This is a genomic window from Sorangium sp. So ce693 (genome assembly GCF_051521375.1).
Classification (GTDB): domain Bacteria; phylum Myxococcota_A; class Polyangia; order Polyangiales; family Polyangiaceae; genus Sorangium; species Sorangium atrum.
Genome location: NZ_CP150347.1, coordinates 9,972,148 through 9,985,091, shown reverse-complemented (window position 1 = coordinate 9,985,091; position 12,944 = coordinate 9,972,148). Strand labels below are relative to the sequence as shown.

Below are 12,944 nucleotides of genomic sequence, written 5' to 3'. Positions count from 1 at the left end.
TGCGCCGGGCATCGACGCGGTGATTCCGGCGGCGCGCGGGCGGCGGTAGGATCGGGCATGCCTTGCTTGCACCCTCTCCACCCCGAGCAGGAGGGCTAGCCTCGACGGAGTCGAGATCGAGCGCTGCACACCACGAGATGCCCGCCTCCCGCCCGCGTCGCAAGAACGCCGAGTCCGATCCGCCGCCGGAGCTGTTCGCCGGCAAGTACCGGCTCATCCGGATGCTGGGCAAGGGCGGGATGGGGGAGGTATGGCTCGCCGAGGAGGGGCCTCCCGACGCCCGGCGCCACGTCGCGCTGAAGCGGCTGGTCCCGAGGCCAGGGCTCGGCGAGAGCGCGAGGGAGTCGTTCTTCGCCGAGGCGCTGGTGATCGCGCGGCTCGATCACCCGAACGTCGTCCGGCTGGTCGAGTTCGGGGAATTCGAGGGCTCGGTGTACCTCGCGCTCGACTACATCGACGGCCCCGCCCTCGATCGCGTGCTCAAGAAGGCGGGCGCGTTCTCGCCGCGCGCCGTGGCGTACATCGGCCGGGAGATGGCGAGGGCGCTCGAGGCGGTGCACGGCCTGTGCGAGGACGAAGGGCAGAGCTACGCGGTCGTCCACCGCGACGTCTCGCCGTCCAACATCCTGATCGGGCGGGACGGCCGCGTTTGCCTGACCGACTTCGGGGTCGCGCGGATACCGGGCCTCGCGGACGAGCAGTCCGACAGCAGCGTGTTCAAGGGGAAGCTCCCGTACATGCCTCCGGAGCAGGCGCGCGGGGAGCCGTTCGACGGGCGCGCGGACGTGTTCTCCCTGGGAATCACGCTCCTGGAGGCGCTGCTCGGCAGCCGGGTGCGCAAGGCCGAGACGCAGCGGCAGCTGATCATGGGCGTCGCGTCGATGCCGATCCCCCGCGCGCGCGAGCTCCTGCCCGACCTGAGCGCGCGGCTCTCGGCTGCGCTCGACGCGGCGACCGAGTTCTCCGTCGACAAGCGGACCGCCAGCGCGGGCAAGCTGGCCGGCGATCTGGAGCAAGTGCTCCGCGAGATGGGCCACGGCGCCGAGCAAGAGGCCCGGAGCGAGCTGAAGGAGCACGTCGAGGCTTACATCGCGAGGACAGGCTCGCTGAGCGGCGCCGGCTACCGCGCCTCACCGTCGCTCCCTCCGGAGAGCGCGCCGAGACAGAGCTCGCCGGGCGTCGGGCGAAAGGCGCCGGCGGTCGCGACCACCTCCGCTGACCGTAGGTCGGTCCGCCCGTCATCGCCCGATGGACGGCGCAGCGTGCCTGCGGCGGGCCGGAGCGATGCCCCGCTCCCTCTCGGCGCCGCGACGGGCTCGCTCTCGGTGCAGTACCTCGATTTCGACGGCCCGGACGACGTGCCGCAGCGCCCGCTCCTGCACGCGATGTCGACGACGCCGGAGGGGGAGCTCCAGCGAGGGCTGGGCGCGGTCGAGGCTGCAGACGGCGTGGCTTCCACGATGAGCAGGCCGCCCGCCGCGAACAGGCCGACCGGAGCGAGCAGGCCGGCCGGAGCGAGCAGGCCGCCCATCGCGAGCACGCCGCCCGTCGCGAGCAGGCCGCCTGGAGCGAGCACGCCGCCCGCAGGCAGCGAGCCGATCGCGGCGCCGGCGGTGCACACCGGCGGGGAGGTGGCGCCTGGGGAGGAGCCCGCGTCTACCGGGCTCAGCGCCGAGCAGCTGCGGCGCAAGCGGACGATCTTCTATGCGGGGCTGTTCGTGCTCGGGACGCTCGCGACGATCCGCCTGATCTTCGTCTCCTACTGCTAGCGCAGGTCGAGCTGCGCGCCGCGAGTGCCTGGGCGACCCCGTCAGGTCTCGGCACGGAGCCGTCTCTCGTCAGCCGCTCTGGATCGCGCGGAGCACGGCCGCCTCGTTGAGCGCGTGACGGCCGCCCTGGAGCGAGGCGAAGCCCGCGCGCGCGAGCGCGGCGAGCGCGTGCGCGGCGCGCCGGATCTCGACCTGGCTGCGCGAGCCGCCGCGGGCGGCGAGCTCCTCCGCGGTCAGCGCCGCGCCGCGGGCGAGCAGCTTCGCGGCCAGGGCGACGTGCGGCACGGACCGGGGGGATCGGCGCCGCGCGTGGCTCCTCGCGGCGCTCACCATCTGCTTGACGCCGCGCACCTCGAGCATCGTGTTCGCCGGCATCGCGAGATCCCGGAGCGACGGAGAGGCCGGCTTCGCGATGATCTTCACAGCCGCGCCGCCCGACGCCGCAGCGGGCGGGAGCGCGGGCGCCACGGGGACGCGGTCCACGGGCGCGCCGAGCGCGGGAGCCGCGGGGGCGCGCGGAGCGGCAGCCGCGGGTGCGCGCGGGGCGGCAGCCGCCGGCGCCTGCGCGACCTCGTCATGGCCGACGCGCGCCACGATCTCGCTCTGGATCACCACCTTGACGACGCCGGCCACCTGGAGCGCGGTGCGCAGCCGCTCGGCCTCGGCCTCGGCGGCTCTGCGCGCCTCGTCGGCCCGGGCGAGCTGCTGCTGGAGGCGGCGGATCTCGGCCCGCAGCGCGGCGCTCGGATCCGGGCCGTGCTGGCTCGCGCTCTCGGCCGCCAGCGCCTCGCGCAGCTCGTCGATGAGCGTGCTCAGCGTGGCGTCCGCGACGCGCGGCGCGCCGCCGGGCTCGCCGGTCCAGCTCGGCGCCTCGCCGCCGTGGGCCGTGTGGCGGGCGCGCCAGCGCTCGAATCGCCCGGCGGCGGGCAGGAAGAACTCGCCGGCCGGGAGCGCGCGGAACTCCTCGAACGTGTGCCCGTCGACGAGCGCCTTCACCGCGTCGTAGTCGCGCTCGATCTCGAAGCCGCCGATGGCGGGGAAGTTGAGCTGGCTCATGAGCTCCTTCGAGACCGCCTGCGTGCGCTGGCTGGCGACGACGAGGAGGACGCCGCGCTTGCGGCCCTGCTTGGCGAACCGGTGCAGGAGTTCGGAGGTGAGCGACGTCCCCGATTGAGGCGCGAAGACGTGCACCTCCTCGATCACGAGGGCCGCCGGGGCGCGGCGCTCCGACAGGAGGACCCAGAGCCGCTCTAGAAATGGGAGCGCGGCCTCTTGCTGGGAGCGGTTCGTCGGTTGATCCGACAGATCGACGATGAGGCCGAGCCCTTCGCCGAGCACCCTCGCGAGCGCGATCTCCGCCGCGCGCTCGCCGGAGGGCAGCGGCAGGTCCGCGTGGGCGCCGCCGAGGACGAGGACGCGGAACCGCTCGCGCAGCGTGTAGAGCTCCCCCTCGGGATCGATCGCGACGATGGGGATGCCGGCCGCGAGCAGCTCCTCGCAGAGGACCCCGACGCCGAAGCTCTTGCCCCGGCCAGAGGAGGCCCAGATGCCGACGCGCAGCCCGGTGCGCGCGTAGTCGGAGAGGTCGAGCTGGAAGCCGTCGCAGAGGGAGAAGATCGGGCTCACTGGGTCGCTTCGGGCCGGGGGTGGGATCGGCGCGCTCGGTGGAAGACTGTAGGCGAGCGCGCGACCGGGCGGGAGGCGAGGGCAGCGTCGCGGCGGAGTCGAAGGCCACGGGGCACGCCGAGCCTCTCTGCGATCGGGTGTGACGCGCCCCGCGGGCTCATCCGCGTCGTTCGGCTCGCTGCGTCGTATTTCCTGCGTCTCGCTCGCCTGCCCAGCGGCTGCGCCGGGACCCCACGAACCTGCACCCCGCTTCACGGAGGAATCGAGACCGTCGGATAGGCGACGTGATCGACGCCGACATCGTCCACAGGTGTCGTCTCGAAGCTCCAGGTCCCGCCGGGCGGAATGTCGTCAGCCGCGCTGCTCGTCGCCATGCCCAGCGGCCGTCCGACGCGATTCACCGGGAAGACCGTTATCTTGGGGTCACTCACGGCCACATCGAGTCGGTTCTCGAGCGTGCCCGTGTAGGCGCTCCCGGCGCCCCTGCGGACGGTCTTCACCTCGCTGGCGGTGACGGCATCGACAGGGACCACGTCCACGGTGAAGGCCGGAAACCTATGCTGCAGATACGCGAGCTCCTCTATCACGAGCTCGCCGGGGAGATCGGTTGAGCCGGTCATCGCAATCTCGCCCGGAGCGATGCAGGGAATCATGATGCCAGAGCCGTCGTCTATCCGATAGAGCCGGCCGCTGAGCAAGCTACCGCCCCAGGTCGTCACGAGCTGATCGGCCTTGTCGATGAAGTAAAACATCAGGCCGGCGTCGCAGGACGGGGTCTCTCCGTCGTTTCTGACAGCGGCATAAAGCTCGGGGCCCGTCGCCCCCTGCACCAGGGTGAAGGCAACCAGCTTGAGCCCGGCTCCTTCCTCGCCCATCTCGGTGCTGGACAAGCCCTCCGGCGCGAAATGCAGGCCCCCGCCGGGGTCCCCGTCCTTTCCGCCCCCGCCCGTCCCCGAGCCGCTCGAGCCAGCTCCCGCCTCGCCGCCGCCCACGCCTCCGCTGCTCGCGGCTCCGCCGGCTGGCAGGAGGACTCCACCGCTCCCCGACGAGCCGCCACTGGCAGTATCCCCGCCGCTGCCGGGTCCGCTCCCGGCAGTGCCCGCCCCATCATCGAGGGCGCGCCCCGAGCATGCGAGAGAGAGGGCAAGAGCGACAGCCCCGATGACGACCAAGGACTTCGATTGCATCCGCGCCCTTCCCCTGAACCGCGTCGACGACGTCGCGAGCCAACCCGGCTATCCGAGCCAGAAATGACCGCCCTCACCGCAGATGACCCGATTGGCGTGGTGACCCTCACGTCGGGTGATGCGGCGCGTTGTCCACGAATGAGCCTCAGAATGCCATGGTTGCACATTTGGGGACCCACTGGATTCGTGAGGCCTCTCCACTCCGTGGCGGCCGCGCTCGCCGAAGCGGCCGAGCAGAGCATGCTTATGGCTCCGATCGCGCCGCCGCGCCGCGTCGCAATGACGCGCCTGACGGCCTCCGCAGTGGCTCGCGGGCGTCGCTGTTCCGCAGGGAACTCGGCGTTCGCGCGCCTCTCGAGCAGCCTGTCGCGGTCGAAGCGGCATCAGCGCGCCGCTCGTACGCCGGCGTTTCACTATCACGTCTCCAAGAGAAGCCGTCGGCCAGGCACGCGTGATCTCACGGATGGCGACCTCCGGGCCGACCCATAACTTTTGATCCGCTCCCATGATCACTCGGGCGCGGACCGGGAATAGTGAGGTCATGCGAACGTTGCGTCAACTATCGTACATTGGTACGACAACATTTTTGGCGTCATTAACCTTCCTCGCTGGCTGCACTGGCGAGATCGCATCCGGTGAGGATGAGGTCACCGGCGGCGGGAATACCACCGGCGGCAGCGGCAGCGGCAGCACCGGTTCGGGGAGCACGGACGAACCCGACAACGGTCCCCCCGAGGTCTGCATCCCCGGCATCCCGATGACGACCCAGATCCCGCGGCTGCTGAACCGGCAGTACGACAACACGGTGCGGGATCTCCTTGGCGTCACCACTGTCGACAGCAAGCTGCCGTCCGAGCAGCTCGTCGACGACTTCGACGGCCCGATGACCCCGGACGCGTGGCGCCTCTATCAAGAGGTCGCCGAGAAGATCGCCAAGGCAGTGATGGCCGGGCCGAACAAATCCAAGTTCATCAGCTGCGACCCTTCGGCGGCCGGCTGCTTGGAGCAGACCATCAAGACCTTCGGCCGCAAGGCGTTCCGTCGCCCGCTGACCGATCTGGAGGTGGCGCGATTCCAGAAGCTGGGCCAGATTACGCCGGCAGGAACGCCGGCCGAGGTCGCCGAGGCAACGCTGGTCGGCTTCCTCGTGTCGCCCTCGTTCATCATGCTCCCCGAGCTGGCGACCGACCAGGACGCGTCGGGTCAGGGCATCAAGCTGTCCAGCTACGAAGTGGCGACGAAGCTTTCGTACCTGCTCTGGGGCTCCGCGCCGGATGAGGTGCTGAGCGCGGCGGCCGACAACAACGAGCTCCAGACCAAGGAGCAGATCCTGGCCCAGGCGCAGCGAATGATCGCCGTGCGCGAGAAGACCGGGCCGCTCGTGACGTCGTTCCACCGCAACTGGGCGCAGATGAACAACGGAAACGCCCACTGGTGGAAGATGGATCACGACACCGAGACGTATCCGCTGTACTCCGACGCCGCCAAGCCCAGCTGGCAGGCGGAGCTCGACTCCTTCTTCGAGGACGTCGCGTTCGAGGGCGGTTCGTTCGACGACCTCCTCCTCAGCAATGTCGCCTTCGTCAACAAGGACAACGCGGCGATCTACGGGCTCGATCCTGCGAGCTACGGCACCGAGCTGACCAAGGTGGAGCTGGACGCCAACGTGCGGCCGGGCTTCCTGACGCGCGTCGGGTTCTTGAGCTCCTACGCGGGCTACGACGCCACGAGCCCGATCCTGCGCGGCGCGTTCATCTCGGTGTACCTGCTCGGTGTCAATCCGGGGCCGCCCATCCCCGGCGCAACCATGCAGACGGTTCAGGGCGACTTCGCGACGCAGCGCGCGCGCATCGAGAAGCTGACGGAGCCTGCGACCTGCAACGGCTGCCACTCGATCATCAATCCGCCGGGATTCGTGATGGAGGGCTTCGACGGCATCGGAAAGTTGCAGACGACCGATCCGCTCGGTGGAGCGATCGACGCGAGCGTCACGACGAACACCATCGACTTCGGCGACGGTAATGTGAAGGAGATCTCCTCTCCGTTGCAGCTCATGCAGGAGATCACTCAGCTCAAGAAGGCCAAGCAGCTCTACGCCGAGGCGTGGGTCTCCTACGCCTTTGGGCGGGATCCGAACGGGAAAGATAAGTGCGTCGTCGATCAGATCGACACCAAGCTGTCTGAGGGTGGCTACAGCATTCTCAACCTGCTGGCCGATCTCACTCAAGCGGATTCCTTCCGCGTGCGCGTCCGCGAAACGCCGTGAAAGCTGAGGAAACTTGACCATGAGCAAGCAACTGAACCGCAGAATCTTCCTTCGTGGCCTGGGCGGAGCCGCCCTGGCTGCGCCGTTCCTCAGCTCCGTGTGGGAGCGCGACGCCAAGGCCCAGAGCGCTTCCGGTGGGAAGGCGTTCATCGTGATGTTCACCCACTACGGGTGCGTCACGAACAAGTGGTTCCCCACGAAGACCCAGGGGGAGCTCACGGCTGCCGACCTCGAGTCGACGAGCCTCGCGGCCCTCGCTCCCTACGCGAAGAAGCTCCTCATGCCGCGCGGCATCCGCTCGATGAACGAGTGGACCTCCAACATGAAGCGTGGACAGGGGAACGACTCCCATACGCAGATCGTGGGGTCGTTCTTCACCTGCCAGCCGGTCACGCCGAACAGCAACGACCCGTTCAGCTTCAACCAGGCGACGAAGTTCAACGCGAAGCCTGTCGGTCCTTCGCTGGATCACGTCATGGCCCAGCAGCTCAGCCCGCAGGGCACGCCGCTGCTCATGGCCACGGCTGGCCAGAACGACAACTCCCAGTCGGCGATCTCCTACTCCGCCGCCGAGACCATCTACAGGGGCCTCAACGCGTCGCAGGCCTTCAGCAGCCTGACGGGCCTCTTCCAGGCGGGGCAGCCGATGAATCCGGACACCTACGCGACGCTCCGCGGCAAGAGCATCCTCGACCTCGTCAAGGATGATCTGCAGACGCTCGAGCGGTTCGATATGAGCCAGGCCGACAAGCGCAAGCTCGCAGCCTGGAAGGAGCTCCTCAACCAGACAGGTACCGTCGTGGCTTCCGCGCAGTGCAGCGAGGAGCTCGGCGTGATGCTCGGCGCGACGTCCGCGAACGCCTCCAAGGCGGCGGGCGGTGGCCTGGGCGTCGACGTCCTCACGACCAAGGTCTCCGGCGATCTGGATGGAGCGGATATCTATTCGGCCATCGCGGCGCTCGCGGCCGCCTGCAACGCCAACCCCGTCATTTTCCTGAAGTACCCGGGAAACTACAATTTCAAGGGGCTCGGCATCACCATGGAGTCGCACTCCCTCTCGCACCGCCTCGACAATGCAGGTATGACGGGCAGCTGCCTGCCCAACGCGCTCGAGTGGCTCGTCAAGGTGGACACGTATTACGCGCAGAAGTTCGCGAAGCTCGTCGGAATGCTCGACAGCATCCCCCAGGGGAATGGGCAGACGGTCCTCGACACCAGCGTCGCCATCTGGTTCAACGAGATGTCGGACGGTAACGCGCACAACCTCAACAACGCTCCGATCATTCAGGCCGGCAGCGGCGGCGGGTACTTCAAGCAGGGTCAGATCATCAACGTCGACCCCGGGTCGACCCCGACGCAGGGCAACAGCCTGTCGCAGTGCGCCAACGGGTCCGGCCAGGTCAACGGTATCAATCAGGGCACCGGGACCGATCCGAAGGTCGGTAACGCGCCGATCAACAAGTACTTCTGCAACATCATGAACGCCATGGGCGTGAAGGCTGGCGCAGACGGCTTCCCTGCGAAGGGTGGCTCCGCGGAGGTGACCAAGTTCGGCTATTCCGACAAGACGGAAGAGTTCATCGGCGGCAAGGGCGCGGTCGCCGGCGCCTCGATCAAGAATCCGGGCGGGTTCACGGAGCTCAAGGCCTGAGCGCTCTCGAGGCCAGGTCCTGAACACCCCGACGAGCTCGGGTCCAAAGACCCCTTCTTCCCGAAGGGGTCTTTGTGTTTGTGCGCCGTCGGTGACCGCGGGTATCGAGAAATCGCCGCTCGCTGTGGTGTGTCTCACTTTGCGACTTTGTGCTGCTCGACGATGGCGGACAGCGATAAGCTGGACATCTCTTCTCATGTTCCTGATGGCGAAGCGTCTCCTCATCCCGGCTGCGTTGCTCCTCCCGCTGGCCTGCTCGAGCGAGGCGAGCGAAGGTGCCGGGGTGGGCGGGGACACTGGTGACGACGCGCTCGTCGTCCCGGAAGACCTCACGATCATGGCGCTCCCCGGCGGAAACGGCGTGCTCAACGTGATCGCGCTAACTCTTCGCAGAGGGCCGACCAACACCGAGCTCTACGCCGCCTTGAGGAACGACGGGGATACCCCGGCCTGCAGCGCTGCCCTCTCCGTCGAGCTCTACAACAAGGCCCAGCAGTCCGTGGCATCCGGGATCAACGGGCTGCTGACTCAGCATTTCTATCGAGTCACGGACGGCTCGGACGCGATCGCCGCGTGCGTGGGTCCAGGTGACGTGACCATGACCGCGGTGACGGATCTGCCCTCGGACATCGTGATCGAAGACGTGGGATACGTCGTCTACCGGTGCCCTTACTTTGCCCTCGACGTCGTTCCCATCGATGGCCTCACCATCAGCGACGTGAAGGCCGTGACGGGTGGCTCCGGCACGGCGTACACGGGCACGCTCTTCAACGGACTCGACGTCGCGGTGAACGATCCCTCCGCCACGATCTTCTCGGTCAATCGCGTCGGGCGTCCGCTCGGCGTGGCGATCGCCAGCGGCGCAGTCCAGGTGCCGCCGGGCGGCAGCTGGGCCTTCGAGACGAACACCGTGGAAACGCCCGGAGCTGATCAAGCCGCATATCCGGCAGGCGCGATGGCAAAGCAGTAGACCATCCCATGAGCCGCTCGGCTAACCCTGACACGAGGCGTTTCCGAAAAGCAGCCGGCGCCTGCGCGCGTGCAACCCAGGGCGCGCGTGTGCGGAGACGCGTCACGCGCGGTGAAGGAAGCTGCCGTCGAAGGCAGCTTCCTTCACGCTGCGCCTGTAGGGCGCCGCAACCCGTCGGCGGCTACTCGCCAAGCACTGCTACTCCTGAGCGCCGTCGGCGATCCATTGCGTGAGCGCCTGGATGTAGTCGGAGGGTATGCACTTGGAATCCCCATCGTTGACGCATTCAAGGGGCATTCGCGGAGTTGCGCCGCACGGCCCCTTCAGGATCTTGATGAGCCCGCTCTCTTCCGGATTACCGGGATTGATGAGATCGCCGCAATTCTTGGTTGTGTGAGAGCTCACCCTCGCGTGAAGCTCTCCGTCGATCATCAAGTTCAGGGGGTTCATGTCGTCGTTATGGCAACCCGCCCCGAAACAGGCGTTTTGTATGACGAACTGCAGCGTCTCGAAGGTCGGTTCGATCTCGCTGCCGCTGCCGGTCGAGCCGCCGTCGCCACCGGAGCTCGCGCTGGTCGAGCCAGCCCCGCCCGAACCGCCGGACCCGACCGCGCTAGAGGTAGACACACTGGCGCTCGTGCTGCTGGCATCCGTGCCGCCAGCGCCTCCAGCGCCGGTATCGTCAGGGTCGTCGGAGCAGCCTGGAAGCGGTGACAGGATGGCGACGAATGCTACCGCGATGAAGCTTGAGATTCGAACTTTCATGGTTCACGACGAGGATGGTGAGAGAGAAGGTTTAGCTCTCGTTCCCGTTGGATCGAAGCAAAAGGCTTCGAGCTTCGGATTGCAGAGGCGACGTGCGATCTCTGACCGCGTCGCCCGTGGGCAAGAGCTGCGCGAGGCGAGAAACGTCCTCTTGTACGGATAGAATGAGCAAACGCGAGCCGAAAATCAAGCGGTTCGTGGGGGCCATGGTCGTGTACAGCCCTGCTGTACGCGTCGATTGACATTCGTGCCTTGTGCCCTCGAGCCGGTCTCACGTGTCCAAGAGCGCCTCTCAAAACCACGCGTGACCAGGTTACCAGATAGCCGGGGTCGTGCGCATCGCGTCGTTGCTCCTCGTCGCACCATCTCAGCAGGGCTCGTCGCCGCGCCTCGCGCTGCGCCCGCGCTCGGCTGCTTGGCTGGGTCCGGCACGATCAGCGTCGGGGGGCAGGAGATCCAGACGCGAACCGGATGTCAAGCGCCTCGGAGTGGCCGTTTCATCGTACAGCCATGCTGGACGCGCTGGTTGAACTACAAACCGCCTTGCGCCCAGCGCCCGGGCGCAGCCATCCTTCGCAGCGACGACTCGCACTCCTCCGACAAGGAGCTCCCCGTGACCGCCGCTTCGCTCTTCGAATTGGCAGTGCAGTTTCATCGAGCCGGGCAAGTCGATCGAGCAGAGCTCCTCTATCGCGGCGTGCTCGAGCAAGCGCCCGGGCATGGCGATGCGCTGTTTCTCCTCAGCGTGCTCGCTGCCCAAGCCGGTCGGCTCGCGGAGGCTGGCGGGCTCCTCGAGCGAGCCGTCCGCGTCGCCCCGAACAACGCCCTCTACCTGTCGCATCTCGGCGACGTATATCGCTGTCTCGGCCGGAGACCCCAGGCGGTCGCCGTGCTGCTCATGGCCGTCGCTCGAAAGCCCGATTTCGCCGAGGCGGTGTTCAACCTCGCTCTCACGTTCGAGGAGCAAGGCGACCTGGATGCGGCGGCGGTGTGCTACGAGCGCGCCCGCGATCTCGAACCCGGCTTATTGCAGGCGGGTGAGCGCCTCGCGAGCCTGAAGGGCAAACGGGACGCGTCTGCCGCCGGGGTCGGTCCGGCAGCGGCGCGCAGCCCCGAATCGAGCTTGAGCGCGTCCGACGCCCTGGCGGCCCTCGGCGAGACGCTGCGCCTCGGCGGGCTGCCGGACGACGCCGCGGTCTGGTACCGCGTGGCGCTGAGGCTGAATCCGCGGATGGCGAACGCGTACACTGCGCTCGGCGCGATTCACGCGGACGCAGGACGCTTCGACGAGGCGATCGACGATCTGCGTCGAGCGCTCGAGATCGACCGAAACTTCCATGTCGCTCGGGAGTACCTCGCCACCGCGCTCGGCGAGTCGGGGCTCCTCGACGAGTCCCAGGCGATGTACCGCGAAGCCGTCGCCCTGTGTCCCGACGATCCCGCTGCTCACAGCGCTCTTCTCTTCAACATGCCGTTTTGGCCTAACGTCACCGAGAGCGACATCCTCGCCGAGGCGCGCGCGTGGAATGCCCGGCATGCCCGCCCCCTCGCCGCGCAGGCTCCCCCACACAAAACCGATCGCTCCCCCGACCGGCGGCTCCGCATCGGTTACGTGTCACCCGACTTCCGAACCCACGTCCAGTCTCTCTTCACGATCCCCCTGTTCCAGAACCATGACCACCGGCAGTTCGAGATCTTTTGCTACTCGAGCGCGGACAGGCCGGACAACCTGACCGAGCGCATCCGCGGATACGCCGATGTTTTTCGCGAGGTCGCCGCCCTGGACGACGCTGCCCTGTCCGAGGTCATTCGACGGGATCGGATCGATATCCTTGTCGATCTCACCATGCACATGACCGACCGCCGCGTCCTGGTCTTCGCCCGCCGGCCCGCTCCCCTGCAGCTGTGCTGGCTGGCGTACCCCGGGACGACGGGCCTCGAGTCGATGGACTATCGCCTGTCCGATCCCTTCCTCGATCCCCTCGACGCAAGCACGGACGTCTACTCGGAGGAGACCCTCCGGCTCCCCGACTCCTTCTGGTGCTACGACCCGCTCACCGACGTACCCGACGTGAGCTCTCTCCCCGCTCTCGCGGAGGGGAGAGTTACCTTCGGCTGTCTGAACCACTTCAGGAAGGTGAATGAAGGGGTGCTTCGCGTCTGGGCGAGGGTTCTGGCCGCGGTGCCCAGGTCGCGGCTCACGCTCATGGCGCCTCAAGGAAGGGCGCGGGACCGGGTGCGCTCGATCCTCGCGGAAGGGGACGTCCAGCTCGATCGGATCGAGTTCGTCGATCGGTGCGGGCGGCTGGATTATCTGCGAAGGTACCGCGAGATCGACGTCTGTCTCGATACCTTCCCTTCCAGCGGCCACACCACGAGCCTGGACGCGCTGTGGATGGGCGTACCGACGGTGACCCTCGCAGGTGAGACCGTGGTCGGCCGCGCCGGCGTCTGCCAGGCGATGAACCTGGGCCTGCCGGAGCTCATCGCGACGACTCCTGAGCAATACGTTCGGGTCGCCAGCGCGCTCGCCGGGGACCTCGAGCACCTGGGCGAGCTTCGCCGAACGCTGCGCGATCGCATGAAGCGATCGCCGCTCATGGACGGCCCGCGCTTCGCCCGCAACCTCGAGTCGATCTACCGCGACATCTGGCGCCGGTTCTGCGCTCGAACCTGAGGCGAAGGCCGCTCGACGAACGCGCCCGGCCGG

General features: G+C 67.9%; 8 protein-coding genes. 5 read left to right on the top strand and 3 right to left on the bottom strand.

What is annotated here, in order from left to right:
• Positions 1–137: 137 nt before the first annotated feature.
• Positions 138–1,769, top strand: a complete 1,632-nt coding sequence (locus WMF14_RS37305; protein WP_437794111.1) for a serine/threonine protein kinase — start codon at positions 138–140, stop codon at positions 1,767–1,769.
• Between the two features lie 69 nt (positions 1,770–1,838).
• Here WMF14_RS37305 and WMF14_RS37300 read toward each other — a convergent pair whose 3' ends face one another.
• Positions 1,839–3,395, bottom strand: coding sequence for a helicase HerA domain-containing protein (locus WMF14_RS37300; RefSeq protein ID WP_437794108.1), 1,557 nt, complete (start codon positions 3,393–3,395; stop codon positions 1,839–1,841).
• 251 nt (positions 3,396–3,646) lie between these two features.
• Entirely contained in the window at positions 3,647–4,387 is a 741-nt protein-coding gene (locus tag WMF14_RS37295) for an FxLYD domain-containing protein (RefSeq protein WP_437794105.1), read from the bottom strand.
• Positions 4,388–5,123: 736 nt separating this feature from the next.
• Between WMF14_RS37295 and WMF14_RS37290 the strand changes: the two genes are divergently transcribed.
• The 3 genes from WMF14_RS37290 to WMF14_RS37280 all read left to right on the top strand — a co-directional run bounded on the left by WMF14_RS37290 (position 5,124) and on the right by WMF14_RS37280 (position 9,469).
• Entirely contained in the window at positions 5,124–6,848 is a 1,725-nt protein-coding gene (locus WMF14_RS37290) for a DUF1592 domain-containing protein (protein WP_437794102.1), read from the top strand.
• Between the two features lie 19 nt (positions 6,849–6,867).
• Positions 6,868–8,499 (top strand): DUF1552 domain-containing protein, encoded by a 1,632-nt coding sequence (locus WMF14_RS37285; RefSeq protein ID WP_437794099.1) that lies wholly within the window; start codon positions 6,868–6,870, stop codon positions 8,497–8,499.
• Positions 8,500–8,704: 205 nt separating this feature from the next.
• Positions 8,705–9,469, top strand: a complete 765-nt coding sequence (locus tag WMF14_RS37280) for a hypothetical protein (protein WP_437794097.1) — start codon at positions 8,705–8,707, stop codon at positions 9,467–9,469.
• 198 nt (positions 9,470–9,667) lie between these two features.
• On the opposite strand, the gene WMF14_RS37275 is transcribed toward WMF14_RS37280, so the two are convergent.
• The gene (locus WMF14_RS37275; RefSeq protein WP_437794094.1) at positions 9,668–10,234 is read right to left on the bottom strand and encodes a hypothetical protein; all 567 of its coding nucleotides are present in this window, start codon (positions 10,232–10,234) and stop codon (positions 9,668–9,670) included.
• A gap of 613 nt (positions 10,235–10,847) precedes the next feature.
• On the opposite strand from WMF14_RS37275, the gene WMF14_RS37270 reads away from it, so the two are divergent.
• Positions 10,848–12,911 (top strand): O-linked N-acetylglucosamine transferase family protein, encoded by a 2,064-nt coding sequence (locus tag WMF14_RS37270; RefSeq protein ID WP_437794091.1) that lies wholly within the window; start codon positions 10,848–10,850, stop codon positions 12,909–12,911.
• Positions 12,912–12,944 lie beyond the last annotated feature (33 nt).